The sequence below is a fragment of the Rickettsiella endosymbiont of Litargus connexus genome, from assembly GCF_964277335.1.
Lineage (GTDB): Bacteria > Pseudomonadota > Gammaproteobacteria > Diplorickettsiales > Diplorickettsiaceae > Aquirickettsiella > Aquirickettsiella isopodorum.
This window is the reverse complement of record NZ_OZ195516.1, coordinates 877481-898790: the sequence shown is the minus strand read 5'-3', so window position 1 is coordinate 898790 and position 21310 is coordinate 877481. Positions and strand designations below refer to the sequence as shown.

At 35.3% G+C, this 21310-nt stretch carries 13 protein-coding genes; 12 read left to right on the top strand and 1 reads right to left on the bottom strand.

Going from position 1 to position 21310, the window contains the following annotated elements:
• The first annotated feature begins 259 nt into the window (after window positions 1–259).
• From ACICP9_RS04070 to ACICP9_RS04040, 7 genes are all read left to right on the top strand, one after another.
• Entirely contained in the window at window positions 260–5521 is a 5262-nt protein-coding gene (locus ACICP9_RS04070; RefSeq protein ID WP_395496998.1) for an SDR family NAD(P)-dependent oxidoreductase, read from the top strand.
• 9 nt (window positions 5522–5530) lie between these two features.
• Window positions 5531–6358: an ACP S-malonyltransferase gene (locus tag ACICP9_RS04065; protein ID WP_395496996.1), complete on the top strand. Its 828-nt coding sequence runs from the start codon at window positions 5531–5533 to the stop codon at window positions 6356–6358.
• Between the two features lie 58 nt (window positions 6359–6416).
• The gene (locus tag ACICP9_RS04060; protein WP_395496994.1) at window positions 6417–7823 is read left to right on the top strand and encodes an FAD-dependent oxidoreductase; all 1407 of its coding nucleotides are present in this window, start codon (window positions 6417–6419) and stop codon (window positions 7821–7823) included.
• Between the two features lie 9 nt (window positions 7824–7832).
• Complete coding sequence (locus tag ACICP9_RS04055; RefSeq protein WP_395496992.1) at window positions 7833–8432, top strand: isochorismatase family protein; 600 nt, start codon at window positions 7833–7835, stop codon at window positions 8430–8432.
• Window positions 8402–9652 carry an MFS transporter gene (locus ACICP9_RS04050; RefSeq protein WP_395496990.1) on the top strand — a complete coding sequence of 417 codons (1251 nt, stop codon included), beginning with the start codon at window positions 8402–8404 and terminating at the stop codon, window positions 9650–9652. Before ACICP9_RS04055 ends, ACICP9_RS04050 begins: the two co-directional genes overlap by 31 nt.
• A gap of 7 nt (window positions 9653–9659) precedes the next feature.
• The gene (locus tag ACICP9_RS04045; protein ID WP_395496988.1) at window positions 9660–11249 is read left to right on the top strand and encodes an ATP-binding cassette domain-containing protein; all 1590 of its coding nucleotides are present in this window, start codon (window positions 9660–9662) and stop codon (window positions 11247–11249) included.
• A gap of 119 nt (window positions 11250–11368) precedes the next feature.
• Window positions 11369–13255: an ABC transporter ATP-binding protein gene (locus tag ACICP9_RS04040; protein WP_395496986.1), complete on the top strand. Its 1887-nt coding sequence runs from the start codon at window positions 11369–11371 to the stop codon at window positions 13253–13255.
• 223 nt (window positions 13256–13478) lie between these two features.
• Here the strand turns inward: ACICP9_RS04040 and ACICP9_RS04035 are convergent, their stop codons facing one another.
• Window positions 13479–14384: an Rpn family recombination-promoting nuclease/putative transposase gene (locus ACICP9_RS04035; protein ID WP_395496984.1), complete on the bottom strand. Its 906-nt coding sequence runs from the start codon at window positions 14382–14384 to the stop codon at window positions 13479–13481.
• Window positions 14385–14831: 447 nt separating this feature from the next.
• Between ACICP9_RS04035 and ACICP9_RS04030 the strand changes: the two genes are divergently transcribed.
• The 5 genes from ACICP9_RS04030 to ACICP9_RS04010 all read left to right on the top strand — a co-directional run bounded on the left by ACICP9_RS04030 (window position 14832) and on the right by ACICP9_RS04010 (window position 21301).
• Entirely contained in the window at window positions 14832–15731 is a 900-nt protein-coding gene (locus ACICP9_RS04030; RefSeq protein WP_395496982.1) for a hypothetical protein, read from the top strand.
• A gap of 41 nt (window positions 15732–15772) precedes the next feature.
• Window positions 15773–16930, top strand: a complete 1158-nt coding sequence (locus ACICP9_RS04025; protein WP_395496980.1) for an ATP-binding protein — start codon at window positions 15773–15775, stop codon at window positions 16928–16930.
• Entirely contained in the window at window positions 16876–17415 is a 540-nt protein-coding gene (locus tag ACICP9_RS04020) for a response regulator (protein WP_395498921.1), read from the top strand. Before ACICP9_RS04025 ends, ACICP9_RS04020 begins: the two co-directional genes overlap by 55 nt.
• A 172-nt stretch (window positions 17416–17587) precedes the next feature.
• On the top strand, window positions 17588–19693 hold the full coding sequence (locus ACICP9_RS04015) for a hypothetical protein (protein WP_395496978.1): 2106 nt from the start codon (window positions 17588–17590) through the stop codon (window positions 19691–19693).
• Window positions 19694–19726: 33 nt separating this feature from the next.
• Window positions 19727–21301 (top strand): hypothetical protein, encoded by a 1575-nt coding sequence (locus ACICP9_RS04010; RefSeq protein ID WP_395496976.1) that lies wholly within the window; start codon window positions 19727–19729, stop codon window positions 21299–21301.
• Window positions 21302–21310: the final 9 nt, after the last annotated feature.

The following is a 21310-nucleotide window of genomic DNA, read 5'->3' as shown; positions in this document are numbered from 1 at the left end:
ACAGGATGCACTCAGAGCAATTGGATTTTTGGCAAGGCGCTGTGAAAATGAGCAACCGGAGTGTATTACAAGATACATGAGGATTGCGAGTTGATCGGCAACGCAGACAAAAATTCAAGTGCGAAGAGTATATAATTAATTTTAATAATACAGGGACAATTAGTTCACATCAACTGCTTAAATACTTTAATAAAAGGATGACAGGTTCTACAAAACTGTGATTTAATAATACAAATAATGGACAAAAAATTAAATCAAAATGGACAATGTAACTGATAATTTAATACTGAACTTTGAGTGTTCAGATAAGATCATTTTCACGCCTAAATGGACCGCTTATTCTTTTTCTTCAGACAAGAAATCGGTCAATAAAAAATTAATTTTTATTATTCCTCGAGATCAATTTCATCTTAAAGATCGGCTTTCCACAATATTACCTAATGCGGTTATTTTTTTATTAGCGAATGAATCATCGATTTTAGATATTTCACAGCATATCGACAAAACGGAAGCAGTTCATGTTTTCTTTGCTTGCCAAACCAGTTGGCACCAAGGGATCGATGAAACCGCTTATCGTTTGTTTCTTGCCTTGATACAAAAATTAGCTAATAACCCAGTTACATTGCATTTTGATATTGTTGCAACTAGCGCACTTTATAATCCCTATATGAGTCATGTGATACATCCTTTTGATGGCATCTATATTGGCTTTGCCCAAACCATGCAAAAAGAGCTGCTACACTGGACCATCAGAATATTTAATTTAGATCATTTTAATCAAGAAAATATTAATAGAATTCTTTATCAAACGATTGAAAAAAGTGTAACTGGACCTATTCATATCGCTAATAATAAATACTATATCAGTGGTTTAGAGGCATTCACGTTCCAACCCAATTTAGCGCAAAAAGGTTTTAAAGAAAAAGGAACCTACCTGATTATCGGTGGAAATGGGGGCATTGGTTCTGCGTTAGCAGATTATCTTATACAACGTTACCATGCCCATCTTATTTTAGTGGGACGGTCTGAACCCAGTTCAGAGCAAAAGGTACGCTACCAAGATCATTCAGTTATTTTTGAAACAATAGACATTTGCTCGACACCTTGCGTAGATAAACTTTTTTCTCGATATCCCACTATTAATGGCATTATCCATTCCGCTTTAGTGCTCGATGATGCTTCTATTTTGACAATGACAGCATCACAATTAATTAAGGTTATTGCGCCTAAAGTGCAAGGTACTTTTAATTTGATGAATGCCATTCGTTTCCGGCAACTTGATTTTGTTTTATTTTTTTCGTCGATCCAGTCTTTTATCGCGAATTCAGGTCAGGCCAACTACACAGCGGCTTGTGTTTGCAAAGATGCCATGGCGCATTTATTAAATGATGCATTTTTAGTAAATAGTAAAATAATTAATTGGGGGTTTTGGGGAAGTGTAGGTATTGTTGCGGATGATTTTTATCGTAACCGTATGAAAGAACTTGAAATTGCTTCCATTGAAGTTCAAGAAGGAATGCGTATTATCGAAAACTTTTTGCAAAGTGATGTTCGTCAAATCTCGGTTGTGAAGGGTTCGCGTGCTGCCTTACAGCGTTTAGGGATTGAATTGAGTGATGAGCATTCTCAACGCCATTTTCTGTTGGATGCAAAATCAAGCAATGATAATACGCCGAAATTTATTTCCTCAGTGGTAAATAAATATAATCCGACCAGTGCAGATGTCATACGTAATAAAAATTCAATAAAAGCGCTGGATAATTATACTAAATACCGATTGCAACAATTGGTGTTGCCCGATCAGGTAATTCCGCGTTATAAACCATTGCAAGCGGCTATTTCAATAATGGATTCAGCCTATTCGCCTCCTATGACATCCGTCTTAGCTTCCTACCCTGAACTGAAACCGCATATTGCACTGCTTGAAAAATGTTTAGCTCATTTACCGCGAATACTCAAGGGAGAGCAAGATGCCTTATCCATACTATTTCCTAGCGGGAGCTTTGAGCTCGTAGAGCCTATTTATCGTAATAATCCGGTTGCGGATTATTATAATGTTCAAGTTGCGGAGACAGTGCTTAACTATATTCGTGAAAAAATAAAATTAAGCAATAAAACGATCAGAATATTAGAAGTAGGTGCGGGCACAGGCAGTACGAGTCAAATCGTCATACCCGCCATTGCTGACTATAATGTCAGTTATTATTACACCGATCTATCAGCAGCCTTCTTAAATAAGGCGATGCGTCGCTTTTCTAATTATAATTTTATTAATTATGAAATTTATAATGTTGAAGAACCTTATAAAGAAAGTAACTATTTTGATATTATCATTGCGACAAACGTTATTCATGCGACTCGTGATATCCATAAGACCATCACTAATCTTTATCATGCCTTACGTAGTAAAGGTATTCTTATTTTAAATGAAATTACGGAATGTCAAGATTTTGCGACGCTAACTTTTGGTCTCACAGAAGGTTGGTGGTTAAGTCATGATCCCTTTCGAATCCCCAATAGTCCATTACTGACTATAAAGACATGGCAAGAAGTTTTAACTTCTTGTTGCTTTGATGAGCTTGCAACACACGGCGATAGCGGACAGCATATTATTGTAGGTTATGTCGATAAAAAAAATATAAAAACAGATCATGATATCGCTTATTCACCCTTAAGCAACGTAAATAAACCGCTTACCAACAAACATCAAACTATCGATCAGCATCCAATTAAAACCTGGTTAAAAGAATTAATCTCTACGGTTATGTTGCTACCAACCAATGAAATTGAAGATGATTTGCCGTTTAATCAATATGGCATTGATTCGTTGATTGCCATTGAGCTGATTACACCGATGAGTAAAAAATTTGGTTATGTCCCAGCGACGTTATTATTCGAATATCCAACTATTAACCTATTGGCGGATTATTTATCACAGATTAAAATTGATTCAACGAGCAATGAAGCTAAAACCTCTGAAGCTTTGGATGGGGCACAAGTCACGACTACAAAAAAAATGATTGATGAGGGAAAGCATGCGTTTTTAAAGGACGATGTAGCCATAATAGGAATTTCTGGGCAATTTCCTATGGCGAGAGATTGTGACACTTTGTGGTCTTTACTGAAAGAAGGAAAATGCACTTTTACAGAAGTACCGAAAGAACGCTGGCATGAATCGTTAAGTGATAAATGCTATACCCAAGTGGGTGCATTTCTTGAGGATATCAATGCGTTTGATCATGCTTTTTTTAATATTACGCCCATTGAAGCAGAGCGTATGGATCCCCAAGAGCGGTTATTTTTACAAACCGTTTATCATGCCATTCAAGATGCCGGTTTATCACTAGAATCTTTATCTGGAAAAGAAGTCGGTTGTTATGTTGGCGTCATGAATCACGGGTATTCGTGGTTTTCATTGCTCGATAAAACACAAGGGAACCCTAGTTCATTGTTTTGGTCTATTGCCAATCGAGCCTCTTATGTATTTAACTGGAATGGTCCCAGTTTTGCAGTCGATAGCGCCTGTTCTTCATCGCTTACTGCTTTGCATACCGCAATATTAGGTTTAAAAAATAGTGACTGTGAAATAGCTGTCGTTGGAGGAGTTAATTTAATTGTGCATCCGCGGCAATATGAAGATTTATGTCAGCTACATATGTTATCACCTCGTGGACAGTGTGAACCTTTTGCAGCAAGTAGTGATGGCATGGTGGATGGAGAAGGTATTGTTTCTATCGTTATCAAGCGGTATCAAGATGCGATAGCTCACCAAGATAAAATTTATGGCGTCATACGGGGTTCCGCTGTAAACGCGGGGGGTAAAGCAAATGGTTATACGGCTCCCAATCCAGATGCGCAAGCGACAATGATTCAAAAAGCGTTACGACGCGCTAAGCTTGAGGAAAGTGATATTGGCTATATCGAAGCGCATGGTACGGGGACAGTATTAGGTGATTCCATTGAGATTCGTGGTTTGACAAAAGCGTTTTCTAAGCTTAAAAAACAATCTATTCCGATAGGATCGCTGAAAGGTAATTTAGGTCACTTAGAATCAGCGGCAGGGTTGGCAGCGGTTGTTAAAGTATTACTTCAATTTAAAAATAAAATGCTTGTGCCGAATATTGCGTGTGCTAACGAAAATCCTCATCTTCAATTAAGTGATAGTCCTGTTTATGTCAACAAATCGCTAACAACCTGGCCAGAAACCTTACCGATGCGAGCGTGTGTGAGTTCATTTGGTGCAGGCGGGGCTAATGCACATGTCATCATCGAAGCGTGCGATGCTATAAATACGATACAAGAGGAAGAATCTTATTATTTATTCCCACTCTCAGCGCATAGCATGAAGTCATTGCAAACACAAATTAATGATTTACGGCAATTTGTTTTAACGACTCAGGCGAGTATAGCTCAAATCAGTTACGGTTATTGTAATGTGCGCAGCCAACTGAAGTATCGTACAGGTTTCATAGCGAAGGACAAAGCCAGCTTAATTTCAAATTTAAATGTCAGTCTACAGCAACTCTATAATGATCGTACACGCTTTGAGACTATAGATTGTAATGAGGTGTTGAATGAATTTTTACATCGTCAGCGAAGCGATCTATCTTTAGCAAAGCGATTAATGAATGCTTATGTTGCTGGAAATTCTATTCCTTTTGATAAACTTTTTACCAATAGAATGATTGCAACTATTCCAAACTATGCTTTTGACACACATCGGCATTGGGTTGACGCTAAAGAATCGGGTTTTAATCGTCACGAAAGTATTGTTAGCCAGCATACTATTTTAGGCCAACCTATGGCCCCCGCTGCTTTTTCAATTACAAAATTGCTTGAAACTAGCAGTGCGAATGTTTTACAATCCGTCACATGGAAAAATATCATTTTAGATATAAATAAATTTGAATTATCGATAACTGATTCTAGTTTTCAATTGAAAGATAAACGAGTCGCTACGAAAATTTATTGTGAAGGCCTGTTAAGCAAAGAAATACTGAATGATTATAGAGTTAATAGTCACTATGACAATCAAAGCAGATTTATGACGAATCGAGAGATATATCAATACTTCCATGAAATGGGTTATGACTATGGAAATTACTTTCAAGCGATTAAATGGGCCTATGTGAGTCAAGATAATATTTATTCTTTAATTGAAGTCAATCAAGATTGGAACTACAAATTATCACCCGTTATTATTGATGCGGGGTTGCAAAGCGCGATTTTATCTAGGAAACCATCGCACGACAAAAATAATACGATCATGGTGCCTTATTATATTGAAAAGATCATTATTTTTCGCTTTCCTGAAAATGAACCTATTTATTGTATCTGTAAACCTAAAAAACAGATGAGTGATCTCAGTTTTATCTTTGATATTGAGCTCAGTGATGTTTATGGACGGATTCTCATTCAATTGCTAGGAGTGACTTCTGTGCAGACGTCAATCAATAATTTTATGAATAAGCTTAGCGATACAACGTCTATGATGGAAGCACAAATCTATGAGCTTAATTAGGATGTATTGATGCGTATTTACATGTTTCCAGGCCAAGGTTCACAAGCAAAAGGAATGGGAAAATCAGTATTTGGACGTTTTCCAGAACAGTGTGATAGTGCTTCTAAGCTATTAGGATATGATATCGTTGATCTATGCTTGAATGATAGCAATAATCAACTTAACCAGACTTACTATACTCAGCCAGCGCTTTATTTTGTTTCGGCACTCACTTTTATTTCTGAAGATGATAAACCGGATTGTTTATTGGGACATAGTCTAGGTTTGTATGCTGCACTGATGGCCGCAGGTGTATTTTCACTTGAAGAAGGTTTAGAAATCGTGCTTAAAAGAGCGAAATTGATGTCGGAAGCCAATAACGGTTCTATGATGGCTGTGATGGGCGATGATCTTATCAAGTTTGAAGATGAATTAATAAAACTAGAATTTTATGATATTGATATTGCGAACTATAATTCTGACAATCAAATCGTTTTAAGCGGAAGTCAAGCGCGACTGATTGAACTGCAGCCGCTTTTAGAAAATTTATCCTATAAAGCTGTTTTATTACCGGTTAGTGGGGCTTTTCATTCGCGTTATATGAGACCTGCTTCAGTTGCATTCTTAGATTATTTATCTAAAAAAACATTTAATGACTTTCAATTGCAAGTTATCTCCTCAATTAATGGTGAGGTATTAACAACGAGTCATTTAATCGAGGAATTAGCTTATCAGTTGATATTGCCGGTGCGATGGCAGCCTGTAGTTTCGTATCTTAAGAAAAAATGGCAATCAATAGAATTTAAAGAGATAGGTCCCGGGGCTGTACTTCATAGACTAAACAATCAAATAAACTAATAAATAGACTCACAGACAAAAATTTAATTGCGAAAAATATAATCAAAGGATTTGAAGCGTGAAAAAAATTGCGATTATTGGTGGCGGTGCTGCCGGCAGTGCCGCTGCCTGGATTTTAAATAAAAAATATGATGTCACACTTTATGAAGCAGGTTCTTATCTGGGTGGGCATGCTTATACGCATGAATTAACGATTGATGGTGAAAAGATATCAGTTGATATGGGTGTTGAATATTACCATGAGCGTTTATCGCCAAATTTTTCAGCGTTATTGAAATACTTTAATCTTGAAAGCTATATCGCACCACTTTCGTTTAGAGCATTTAATCCTCTCGAACCTAATACCGATTACTGGAGTAATAATCATTGTGGCGGAAAGCTCAAAAGTAAATTGTATGATGAAATGAATCGTTTTCACTTAGACATGATTGAAGTCATAAACGATAAGCAATCTAAAGAAATGAGTATGAAAGATTTTTTAGATAGTCGAGGATATTCCAATGAATTTAGAGAAAAAGCATTATTGGCGTTAATGAGTACTTTTTCAGGGTGTAAGAAAGTATCGCTTGATTATTCATTAACCTATTTTGCTTTATCTTTTAATATGAATTTACTTTCTTTTTTTACGCCTTCCCACTGGCGGAAGCTAAAAGGTGGAATTCACGTTTATTTAAAAAATATTCAGCAAAGCCTGAAGGGGAAAGTTTTCCTAAATACTAAAGTGACTTCAGTTGAAAAAATGCCGAACGGTATCAAGGTTACGCTAGCGGATAATGTAAACCATTATTACGATGAGGTTATTTTTGCTTGCCAAGCGTATATCGCGAAAAATTTGATTAAAAATAGTAGTACACAGCAACAGGCCTGTTTAAGTGCTTTTGACTATGTTGATGTGCAAAGTACGCTTCATTCAGATAATGCAGCCGTTAGTAGCCAAACATTGTCCGATGAATATTGTCAATTTCAGCTCGCTACACCATCAAACTCAGTGACAATAGGGAGTTTAACACGCGTAAATCATCATTTACATGCGTATCAACATTTAGTTAAACCAATCTATGTTAGCTTTGATAATAGAGATAGGATTGATCCGCTTAAAATAATTTCCAAAAAAGACTGGAAATTACCTAAACTTAGGCCAATTGATATTCAACATAAACATAAAATGAGTAGGATTCAAGGTAAAGATAATTTATGGTTTTGTGGTACAGATTATTCGTTAACCGGGCATGAAGGTGCAATTGTTTCTGGTTTAGTGATTGCTAATCACCTTGGAGCAGATTACCCGTTTAAAGATAATTACTTAGCGAAGGCACAGTTTGATTTAATTAAAAGTTTTATGGGTATCTATTCGCGAAAGCAAAAATTAGCTGAACACGTGATAGGTGCGCTCTTTATTATTTCCAAGTATTTCAATTTACATCAATATTTATCCGGTCGGTTTATTAAAGATCTATTATTTTAAGGATATGTTATGTTAGTCAATAAGGATGAAGCTTGTTTAATTCTCTTTAATATGCAATTGGAATTAATTCCTCTGCTGCATAATTCTTATCAATTAGTACATGATAGTCTATGGCTTGTAGACTTATTTACAACACATAACTTACCGATAGTACTGACCGTACACAAAAAATTGGGTCATTTGATTGCTAATATTCAAGATATCGCGCTAAATGCTAAGGTTTTTGAAAAGAAATATTTTTCTGTTCATAACGAGCTATGTATCATGGATTATTTATCATCACTCAATAAAAAACAGCTGATTTTTGCGGGTGCGGAATCACATATCTGCATGCTTCAATCGGCATTTAATTTGAGGCTACTAGGGTATGAAATTTTTTTTATATCCGATGTTATCTCTGCCCGAAGCTCGGTTGACAACGAAGCGGCTAAATCTCGTTTGAGCGATCATAACTATCCGCTCATCACTAAAGAGATGTTGTTTTTTGAGCTTATAGAACATTCAGAATTATCACATTATCTCGACTTAAGTTTAAAGTTTTTAGATGGTCGGTATATTAAACATAAAGGGATTTCAACATGCCTACTAAACGGAGTTCAAACGGTTTAACCATCAGTGTCATAGCATTATGCTTAATAATGTTTATTGATGGTATTGGAATGTCATTAGTGTTGCCATTAATAGGCGCATTGTTTTCTAGTGATGCACAATCTATTATTACTTCGAGCACTTCCAATTTAGTCTATCAATTTTATTATGCTGGCAGTTTAGTTTGCTTTTCTGGCGCTATGATTATCGGCGCTACTTTCCTAGGCCAACTATCCGATTATATGGGTCGAAAAGTGACCTTACAACTATCGCTCATTGGAACTGTAATAGGTTATTTAATTTGTGCATTCGCAGTTATCGTTAAATTCCCTCTATTATTTTTAATAGGACGGATTATTGATGGTTTAACAGCCGGTAGTATACCGGTTGCGCAAGCGATGTTAATTGATAGGGATAGTAGACAAAATAAAATGACAAGTATTGGATTAGTTATGTTTGCGGTTACGTCTGGCTATATGTTTGGTCCAGTTATTTCAAGTATCGTATTTAATTATCAATCGCTCACTCATGCACTCTATCTCCCCTTTTTATGGGTAGCTATTTTAAGTATGATTTGCTTAGGTTTACTAAGCTACATTAAAGAATCAAGTATTAAAAATACCACTTTAAATCTAGACTTAATGCTCTCTTTTAGACAAATTAAAGCATTATTACGAGAACAAACGATATTTCATGGCCTTTGTGGTTTTTTCCTTTTTCAATGCGCTTGGGTTTTGTTTTATCAATATCTACCCAGAATGACACTGTATATGCCCAGCTTATCTTCAGCAAAAATAGGCCTATTATTAACTGAAGTGGGTATTGGAATGTGTGTTGCTTTTTGCTTGGTTGTGCCAAAAGTGCAAACTTATTTATCACCCAAGCAATTGATAATAAGTTGTGTTGGATTATTTACATTATCGGGTTTTTCTTTTTTAGCCTTCAATGAAAGTTGGGTACAGTTACAGTTAATCAGTTTAATCATGGCAGTTTTATATGCGGTAGGCTATTCAGCGATGCTGGCTTATTTGCTTTCGATTGCAGATGATAGGCAAAAAGGTTTAATTTTAGGTTCTTTGGCTTCTATTTGTGCGATTTCAGCCATGTTCACGGCTTTATTAGGCAGCACATTAATGAGTATAAGTTATCTGGCATTTTTCCAAGTTATTTCATTTGCCAGCCTAATTGCATTATTACTTTTTTTGAAAAAAAAGAGAGTGGCATTGAGTACAACGGCCTAGATCCTTCATGTCTCGAGTCATGATTGAAGCGTCTAATCTAACTTGTCAGTTAGATAGGCAATCGCTTGATTTATTCACTGACCTTCGATTAACACTTAATAATACAAGCTATTTTCTAATTGGTAGAAATGGCTGTGGTAAGTCCATACTTGCCACATTACTGGCTAAGCCCTCTAAGCAGGTTAAACATTTCGGCAGTGTGGGTTATTTACCACAAGGATTGGATCCATTTAAGGGTGCTGTTGCTGAAAAATTAGGTATCGAAAAATATCTTATGGCCTTAAATCGTATTAAAAAAGGCTTTGTTGAACAAACGGACCTTAACTTATTAGAGGGTAGATGGGATATTCAATTGCTTATAGAAAAAGAGCTGCAAGCTTATGGGCTTTCAAAAGATATTTTATATGTGCCATTTAATCAGTTGAGCGGAGGAGAGCAAACTCGTTTATCGCTTTTAGCGCTACATCGTGAAAAGCATGATTTTTATATTTTAGATGAGCCATCCAATCATCTGGATGAAAAAGGAAAGCAATACCTATTATCTTGGATAAAATCGCATCCGGCTTGTCTTATTATTAGTCATGATGTGTTATTGCTACAACAAAGTAAAATTATATTAGAACTGACTGGATTGGGGCTCAATATCTATCGTGGAGGTTGGGAAGATTATCTTTCTTCTAAAAAGCAATTAGAATTGTCTATAGAACGTCGCATTGTACAAACTGAAAAAGTGCATCAAGAGAATCTAAAAGCGAGACAAAGAAGCCAAGAAAAGCTAGAAGCTAAGCGTTCAGCAGGCAGTAAGAGCAGAACACACAGTAATCAATCAAAATTGATATTAGATAAGAAAAAAGAACAATCGGAATCGACTAACAAACGCTTGTCAATGCTGAATCAACATCGGCTTGCTCATTCATCTGAAAACTATCGGCAGGCGAAAGAAGCACTGGAAATTATTAAACCCCAAGCTTTTATTATGTCTGATATTGAGAATAAAAAAAAGAAGTCGCTTATTATTGAGCATTTAGTTTTACCTTATGGTCAACAAACGCCGATCTCATTTAATTTGCCATTTGGACAGCATCTTTGGGTCTGTGGTGATAATGGTACGGGAAAATCGACTTTATTTAAAGTGATTATGGGAATTTTGCAGCCATTATCAGGATATATCTCATCGACTAGCAGTATAGCGATGCTGGATCAGCACTTTTCTTTTTTAGATAGAAAAACGAGTGCGCTTGATAATTTTGAACGTTTATCACCCGGTTGTTCTAACGATCGATACAGGACCATTTTGGCCCAACTTAGATTAAGAAAGGAGGCTGCTTTGCTACCTGTTAATACGTTAAGTGGTGGGGAACGATTAAAACTAGCGTTGGCTTGCATTTTTAGCGGTAAGGAATCCCCTGCGCTTTTATTATTAGATGAACCGGATAATCATTTGGATCTGGAATCAAAGACGTTATTAATAAGTACGTTAAAACAATATCAAGGAAGCCTGTTAATCATTTGTCATGATGACGCCTTTATTAAATTAATGGGTTACTATCGGAAATTATGTATGAAAATACAATTGCCAACGCACTCTAAGCGGTAAAGACGGATACCGGTAGTTCATTTCTTACACTTTTTAATCGATCGGTCCTCTAGTCTAATTTTTTTCGCTAAGCAATACTATATATGAATTCAAATTAATTTCTTTGGAAGGAAATAATTATGTTTAAAAAAATAACAAACCTAAAAAAATTTATTAATCCCTATTTATACAGCAATAAGTCCAATGTAGTTAGGTTAAGTACGGCTTTTTTTCTTGATATTTTGACTACAACACTAAATATAGTGCCCATTATTGTAGCGAAAAATATCTATAAGAATGAAAAAAGAGAATCCTCATCCATTGAATTAACGGATGAGGATATGTTGATCATTGGCATATTAAATAGTTCTCTCATTTTATCTAAGCTATTGCCGTATTTTCGCAACAGATTACTAGCAGGTGTTCGTGCCAATCTGCAGTCAGAAATTATAGCCGATATGTTACAGAAAACATTCGAGTTAGAATTAGATGATCATTTATCCACACCAACCGGTGAGTTTGCTCAGTTAATGACGACTGTTTACACATCCGCAGCGGATATTGTTCCTAGTCTATTTGGTCAATTGGTTCCCGCCAATATAGGTCTTTTAGGACTTGCAGGGGGTTTATTTTATATTGACTGGCCAATGGGAGTGGCAACGATTAGTCTTACGGTTGTCCATATACTCAATGCATGTTATGGGGCTAAAAAGAGTGGAGAAATACGCGAAGCGCTTTTAGTGAATGTATATGAAGCTTATGGTGCTTTATTAGATTCCATTAAACGTTATCAAGTAGCTCATTTTTTTAATAATGTATCGTATGAAATTAGAATGGTACGCCATAAGCTGGATGCACAGGCACAAGCTTATATTAAAAGTTATATACAAAATGAAGTCAATATATTACGTGGTAATTTAATAGAATCGATAGGGTTTACTATTTCGGTTCTTTTTTCTCTTTATCGATTTTTGAAAGGTGAAATTGAAATTATCGATTTTACGTTATCGACTTATTTCTTAATGCAGACAGGAAGTCTTTTGAAGCAAAATTTCGAATCCATTGAAAAATTGTACACTGCATCCATAGAATGCAATAAAATTACTGAATTTAATGAGAAGCGATCCTCTGTTGCAGATGCTGATATGGCAATAGATTTGTTTCTTAATAAAGCGCCGAAGATTGAGTTTAAAAATATCAGTTTTTCATATAATAACGGAAAAGAAAACGCACTTAACGATATTTCTATTACGTTTGAGCCGGGTAAGAAAACAGCCATCGTAGGTGAAAGTGGATCAGGAAAATCGACACTGATAAAATTATTGATGCGCTTTTATAAACCTGAACAGGGCGAGATTACTATCAATGGCGTGAATATCAATCACTTACGCGCTGAATCAATGCGTTCAGAAATTTCTATTGTTTCACAAAATTCTGATTTATTTAATGATAGTTTGGCTGAGAATATTCGTTATGGTCATTTATCAGCAACGATTGAAGAAATAACAGCAGTTACTCAGCAGGTTGAACTACAAAATTACGTTGATACTAATGGGCTTGAGGTTAACTTAGGTGAGAAAGGAGAAAAACTATCGGGTGGTCAACAACAGCGTGTAGCCATTGCGCGCGCCATTTTAAAAGCAGGCTTTATATTTGTATTAGATGAAGCCACTTCAGCTTTAGACATACAAACCGAAAGGGAAATTATGGATAATCTCGATAGGTTGACTACGGGGTGTACGGTGTTAATTGTAACGCATCGTTTAAGCAGTATTATTAACGTAGATAAAATTATATATATGAAAGGTGGAAAAATAATTGAAGAGGGTAACTTTAAGCAGTTAATGGATCAACAAGGTGAATTTTTTAAACAGATTAATATAGAATGCGAAAAGCTAGGTATTAATCCAAATAGTATCAACTATAGGGAAGAACAAAATAGAAAACCAAATACTGATTTTTTCTTAAAAAGGAGAAAATTAGTCAGTCAAAATAATGAGATACCCACGTGCATTTATCAAATATGAGCAGAGGGTTGTTTTATTGCCTATGGAGCCCTTTAAAATCAATAGGTTACGCGTAGGTTTTGGTAAAGCTTTTTGGAGCTTTTTGAGTATTTTAACGGCATTTACTTAACCTAAAAATAGGGTAGGAGGCATTTAATGCGGTGATTTGTCAATGTAGTAATTAATGGCAGGTAGCAGAAGGGTAAAAACCCCTTTATACGGTAATCTTCTATAGTTAAAACAACTAGGCTTTTTCTAATTCGATTAATTCTTGCTCAGAAAAGCCACCGGCATTCTTGATAAGATCCAAATCGATCCCTTGATTAAGCAGTTTTTTAGCAAGCGATAACTCACCTTCATGTCGGCCTTGTTGTAGACCTCTCTGTAAACCTTGCTGTTCAATTTTTTGTGCAACACTCATGATAGCTTCCTCATAGATTCGAATATTTTGTAGCTTTTCTAGCAGCTTTTTAACGTCATAAGTATCCGCCTCTCTAAAGGTATAATACAGTAAAGTTTGGCATTGTTCACTGGTCAGATACCCCTTTTCGAGCTCTTCCACTATATTTTCTATCCAGTCTTGTATATCTCGATTTAAGGTAGAGTATTTTTGAGCAAAATCGAGAATAGCTATATTTCCATGCCCTCTTATCTTATCGTCTGACATAGAGGCTATATCGATAACAGGATAAGGCCTTAAATAAACCTTTTCAGCAAGCGCTTTATTTTTTCCGAAGCAATCAAAAATATTACCTTTATATGGATAAGGAGTCACTTTGCCACGATAATATAAAATTGGCACTACAATGGGCAAGTCAGGGTGACCTTGTTTTAGATGTTGATCCATAATTGCATGAACATATCGAGAAATTTTAAAAGGAGTCATTTTCTCAGGAGTCGTTTCATGTTCAATTAATGGATAGAGATAACCTTTCTCTTCTTTCATCTGTACAGAATATAAAATATCAGAAAAATGCTTTCGTAAGTTCTTTTCGACAAAAGAACCAGCTTCAAGCCTTAAAGAAGAAAGATCACATAAGATCTTTATATCTTCTGGCAAATAAACCTGGAAAAAGGTTTTTGCCATGTTGATATCGGTAAGATAGTTTCGAAAAAATGAGTCATGTGGTTGATGAATATAAATCGTCACTTCTTATTTTTCTTATTTGTGATTTAGTAAAAGAAGTTTATCTCAACCTGTCTAAAACGGTAATAATCAATCTATATTTTGAATAAGTGATTATTTCTTTATTATATTTAAATCGAGAGATGATAAAGATACGCGCTTAAATAAGGGTAGCGTCTGTTACAGCCTTACGTGAGAATAAAACAGAAATTCTCGATGTAGAATACGATCATTTTAATCAATTAGTTGCCGATTTATTAGTCACTCGTAGTGCTTTTAAAAGTTTACGTAAATATGTTTCGGCATTTTAACCTTTAGAAAATTATATTTTTAACAGAAAAATATCTAGTAAAAAATAGTTATAGTAAAGAATTAAGTTATAAAAAATAAATGATAAAATATATTAACAACGCCCTCATTTAACATAAAAGAGGCTTTTTTTAATGTGTTCAGAATTATAGGTATAAAAAAATGATAGGAACATCAAAAAAAGATAATAAAAAATCTCCTAGTTTTAGAATTGCACATTGTGGAAATTTTCCGAATTATCAATTAAATGGAGTTTTTTTTAATGAAAGGAATATCATTTACCTTGTCAGTGTGGGGAAAGAAAAGTTTGAAAATAAATGGGTTGAGCGTTTTGTCAATTTTGTTAAGGCAGTTAAACCAAAAAAAACTCTTATTGTAGTGGCGGATACTCTCCAGCGATATAATATTGAAGTGGATGACAATATTGAGCCTAAGCAAGCTTTTACTGAATCTGTCAAGAGAGGAGAAGAATGGACTAGTAAATATAAGCCGCTCTTTTCCAATCTAAATATCAGCTATGAATTTGTTCGCTGGGAAACTTTAAAAGAAGATAAAGATTTTGAATACTATCTTCATGAAACTAAAAAACTAGATAAAGAAAATGTGGCTTTTGAAAAAGCGCTGTCTATTTCTTCAAAAGAGTATACTAATCGTTTTTCTAGAGTAAATTTAGGCACTGACTCCCAAAAAGCAGAGGCAAATTCTCGTCAATTTCTTATAGAAGAATGTGCTGTCTTTAAAGTGCTAGCAAAAGATAAGAATAACCTAGCTATAGTTTATCCTGGAGCGGTAACCGACATACTCGCCTATGCTATTCGACATATTAATGAAAATCACAGAGCAAAAGATCATACTTTCCATTGGCTCAATTTGCGACCTACCAAGAGTAATAAAAAAAAGAAAAATATTGAATCTAAATCAAACGAATCAATTAAGCCTCTTTTTTTTAGAAGTATCTCTTTAAATGAGACTCAATTGCCTAGTCATCAAGTCCATCAAGATTTAGAAAAAAAAGCGACTTTTTTTAGACGCTACTCCTTAGGTTTATATTTTTCTCAATAAAAACTAACCAATATTTCCGCGTTGTTTTAAGGAAAGTGAACATGAGTACAATAACAACCTATGAAAATTTATTAAATATTTTAGCAAAAGCCCCCGGACATATTTATTGGAAGGATGCCCAGGGTGTTTATCAAGGATCAAATGATGCACAGGCTATTTTTTTAGGGTATAAAACCGGCAATGATTTGATTGGTAAAACTGATTTTGATTTGCCTTGGAAAGAACAAGCTATCCATTTACAACAAATTGATAAGCAAGTCATGCAAACACAAAAGGAATATTGTATCGAAGAAATTGTAAATAATTATAAAGGGGTAAAAACAATATTTTTATCTCGAAAGATTCCACTCTATGATCCTAACAATAAAAAGGTAATAGGTATTATTGGAATCTCTTTAGATATTACAGCGAGTAAACAAGCAGAGTTAGCTAAACAACAATTTATCATGAATATGGCGCATGATTTAAGAACTCCCTTAGCCGGTATTATTGGTATTTCAGGTATTCAAGCAGATCAAGGTACAAGTGCCCAAGATAAGCAATATGGACTTTGGATCTTGGATGCTAGCAGGCAACTTTTGGAATTATTGAATGCTGTCTTGGAAGTCATTTCGACAGAACATAAGGAAGATTTATTGACAGAAGATCGCATTGATTTATCATTTCTTACCAAAGAATTATATGATCTGATGCAACCCGCTGTCATTGCTAAAAATTTAAAATTTGAATGGATATTAGATTCTAATTTACCTTTCATTATTGGTGATCGCATTAAGCTAAAAAGAATTTTACTTAATCTTTTGTCAAACGCCATAAAATTTACTAACGAAGGGAAGATTAGCTTAGAGATCAATCTTTTAGCTATTAAAAATGGGCAGGCAAAAATAGAAATGTATATTAGCGATACCGGAATTGGTATTGCTAACGATAACCTCGATAAAATATTTGATCGTTTTTATCGGGCACATCCCTCTTATCAAGCAGTATACTCTGGTTATGGTATTGGTTTATTTTTAGTCAAGAAAGCGGTAGAGCTTTTAAATGGAACCATAAAAGTGACTAGCCAAGAAGACAAAGGAAGTTGCTTTACTTTGGTATTTAATTTTCCTTTAGCTGAGAAACCTATAGAACCATCACATGAAACATTAAAGCAATCCATGTCTGGCCAGAAACAAATAAAGGAACAGAATCTATATTAGTCGTTGAAGATAATAATTTAGTACTTCATCCAGTAAAAAATAGACTTGTTAATTTAGTTTATAAAGTTAATGCGGTTACTGAAGGTAAAGTAGCTTTAAAAATTTTACAAAGTCAATCATTTGCTTGGGTATTACTCGATATAGGTTTACCTGATTTAGAAGGAACGGAAGTTGCAAGGCTTTATCGTCAATGGGAGCAAGAAAATAATAAGCCCTATCTTCCAATCTTTGCTTTTACGGCTCATGCTGAAGAAAAAGTAAAGGAGAAATATAAAGAAGTGGGTATTGATCATGTTCTGCATAAACCTTTTTACAGAAAAGAATATCAGCATGATCAATACATTTATCAAAGAATAGTTTTTCTCTTAGGTTTCTGTGTTATCTATCCGTTAAAAGCAATGTCTAGAGGGGTATTAAAATTATTGGTCATAGCTTGGCAACTACTCAAAGTTCCATCTCAGGAGTTTCGCACCTCTAGTGTTTAAGGATGTTCTAAAATGAGTTTTAAATTTTTAGCAATAGAAGTTTTAATAATCAACCAATCCTATTTAAATAAAATAATTAGTTTTTAATTATGGATCTATTCAATATTTAAAAAATAAATTATACTTTAGGAAAATAGTAAATAAGGATAATCAACAATAAAAGGAATTAATAATGCCAACCTTTAGTGAAGCACTCGATAGATTTAAACAAGATGGTTTTTTTGGATTAGATACAGAATTATATACTGAGCAGATCGAGAAACTTAAACTTTGCGCGAAATTTCTTAAAATAGACAAACCTGAAATACTTCCTTATCAATTTCATTTAAGTAATGTTCAGTTTATCCGAGGCTATTTGCCGAGACCTGAACGGATTATGGCCGGTGCTATAACAGAACATGCGCAACGCAATTGGAATTCTCGAGTTCCTGATGTGGCTCTCTTTCAAATGGCCAGATTGACGAATGAACCCAATACGAACTTAAGGTTTAATGATCCCAACAGCGATTCATCAGAAAGACTGCTTGAATGTGTTTTGTGGGATTTATTAAGTCAATCAGATACCTGGAGCTCGATTAAAATCGATTGGGTATTCTTTCTTCGTTATGGGGCTCCACATTATTTATGCGCCAATTTTCATACTTCTTTATTAAATAGTTTAGCCGAACCTACTGGAACATCGTTAGAAGAACTCAGTTTAAAGCCATTTTCTTTATCCAACAGTTTAACGGCATTAGTTAATTTTTTATCTCGAAACGTACACTTAAAAATTTTACATCTTGAAATAAGTGATGCCAGTGCTAAGGACTGGTTGGAGCTTAGCCAGGCTTTATCAGTACATCCGAATTTAGAATGCGTAAATTTTGGCAATACGCAATTTAATGAAGGCACTTATTCGGTTTTATCAAAATTACTGGATGAAAATTACCGAATCAAAGAGATTAATATAGCCGCGCCTATTGATAATTGGGTATTAATAGACGCTTATAATCAACTTAATCAACGCTTATCGAAACCTTGTCAAGTCCGATTTAAGGAGGAACGATTATCACAAGCTCGGCTACTAGAGGTCGCGTTCCAGACCTTAGTTGAGAGAGAAAAAGTTCAGCTCGAACACCCAGATCGTATGGTAGATGACGGAGAGGAAAAAAAACAAGCGCTATTAATGAGGCGGATTAATTTTTTATTAAGTAATCAGGGAACACTTGCCATTACCGACACTGAAAAAGTAACGTGGTTAAAAGACTCTTACGTATTACCTGAAGTTTATCCAAATCATAAAGAATACATGAAAGAATTTTCTTCTTTGGTTCAACTTCATTTGGGCGAGTTAGTTCTAGGCAGTACTAACACAGTGGGTTATCTTTTATTGGAGAGAGGCTTAGAAATAAGAGATACGCAAATAATTCAGCGTTTGCTGGAATCCAAAGCGGATTTGTTCGAATCTCCTCCAGAAGGTATAGAGAAACCTTTCTTAGTACGCTTGTTTGAAATGGAGGGTCCTTGGCAAGAAGTAGTGATTCACCATCTAAAAAAAGACTTAAATGTCTTAGTCCCAGCCGTAAGAATGTTAAGTCCTTATGAAAAATTAAAGTCTATTTGTGATAGTTTAACGCTACATTTAAACGCTTATTTTAAAATTTTAGAAAAGAGAAAAAAACAGCCAAAACTGTTGCGCTTATTAAATGGAGTCATGTCTAATTTTCAGGACAGGCAGGAGGAATGTGCACAAAGTTTCCATAATTTAGCGTTGTATATCAAAGTGGCTACGGACGACGCTGCGGGAAAAAAAGTGACTTATGACTCCTTGTTTGAAGCGCAAGAAATTTTAGAGCAACTATTGGAGGATTCAAGCAAAGCAAATCGTGGTTTTTTAGGTCGATCCAAATTGCATGATGACTTATTACTTTTAGGAAAGGAGCTTAATAAACAATTAAAGTTTCATCAAAGAGAGCTTTATTACCGTGAGAAAAATAAAAGTATCAATTATTTTACAGACGGTCGTGAGAAAGACAATGAGAATCTTGAAAAAATGAAAGCAGATCTTGCAAAAGAGCGCGAGGCGCGTGAACAAGAGCGCCAGAGGCATGCCCAAGAACAAAAGGAGCGAGAGGAAAGCTACGCACAAGAACAAAAGAAGATGAAAGAAGAAATTGAGAGATTAAGACAACTAATGTTGGCACAAAACAGAACTTCAAATCAAACATCTAAAGAAGCAACGTCATCACAAGAGCAGGAAAGATCAGGAGACAACGCGTATTTTTTTGGTAGACGGTAATATGGTTGAAGGAGGATGTTATTCAAAGAGAGGATGCTAAATAGCTTATTGCAGAACATAGAACAGCGCCTCGCTAAAAAGCCCTTTACATGGATGTCGTGGTGGCGCAATAAAAGGTGGAACACGTTTTTTTTTATTGTTCCAAAATTAACCGAAGAGCGCCCCTTATGGAAGCGAGATGAAACTAGTCTAAATAACTTGCGATTATTTAACTTAGAACCACAAGTATTGCAAGCTGAGATACAAGCTTATTGGAGGAAATCTTTTTGGCAACGATGGTGGTTGGGTTTATTGACTGGGATTAATAACAAGCGCAAGGTATGGTCTTATTATCAACGCTGTCTTGCCTTTGGTGAAGTGCAGAAACAACATTCTTATTTTGTTTCTGTTTTGAAAAGGAGCGAACAAGAGCGAACCCTATTGGCAGAGCTAGTAAACTGGCTTGATGAAAATACGAAGCACTGTGAAAAGACATTGGAAAAACATGCAGGTGATTTAAAATGGCTACAAAATCAGTTTCCATCCGTATTAAGTCAGTATGAGAAAAAAAAAGAACAAGAGTTTTTAAAGCGTTTGGAAAAAAAATTAAAAAAGATAACAACAAAAGAGGATCAAATTCGCCTGCGGTGTCGAATTAAAAAAGAATATCAAGGATTAGTTAAAGTGATGCGTGATTATCTGTTATATCCATTACCCTCCGAACAAGCCAATGTTAGGAATGAAGGGGCAGCAACAGTTATTACGGCAGATGAGGTCACAGAACAAAGTGTTATTGTATCGGATAGACATGAACTGGTTTATGTAGGCCCTGCCCCTGTTACTGTCACAAGAAATATGTCGCGTCTGTGTCTTACAGGAAAAGCGCATCTTGGTGATATGGGCAAAGTAGGTAATTGGGTTTTTTTTCAACGACAAAGGATAGCGAGCTTGCTAGAGGAAGGAAAGCCTGAAGCGTGTATCGAGATAAAAACATTATTAGAGCAAAGTCTAAATAGCATAAAGATGTTGATAGAACCGCAGATACAGGGGTATCAACAATTGATCAATAAAGCTAGGCAAGGTAATGTTAACTACAAGGTAGCGATAGAATGCTCAGAAGATCTGCAACGCCGCTTAATGAAGTTTTTTCGCAGCAGTGTTTTGTTATTTCATCCAGACAAATCAAATGGAAACAAGGATTTAAGCCAGATACAGACAGAGTTTTTTCGACAATTTAGGCAATTCTCAGAAATTTCACGTGAGGCAGTGAAAGACGGTTTAGAAATACTAAAAACCTATGCTCCTCAATGTGAAGCGGAGATTCAAAAAATATTAGACGAAATAGAACGTGATCGTAAAGCATTTAGAACCGAACTTGCACAAGTAGGAAAAGAGATTGCACAGATGAGAAAAGAGCGAGAAGAAGCGGCAGCAAAACGCGCGCAAGAAAGAGAGGAGGCAGAAGCAAAACGAGCACAAGAGCGAAAGGAGATGAAAGAAGAAATTGAGAAATTAAGACAACTAATGTTGGCACAAAACAGAACTTCAAATCAAACATCGAAAGAAGCAACGTCGTCACAAGAGCAGGAAAGACCAGGAGACAGCGCATATTTTTTTGGTAGACGGTAATATGGTTGA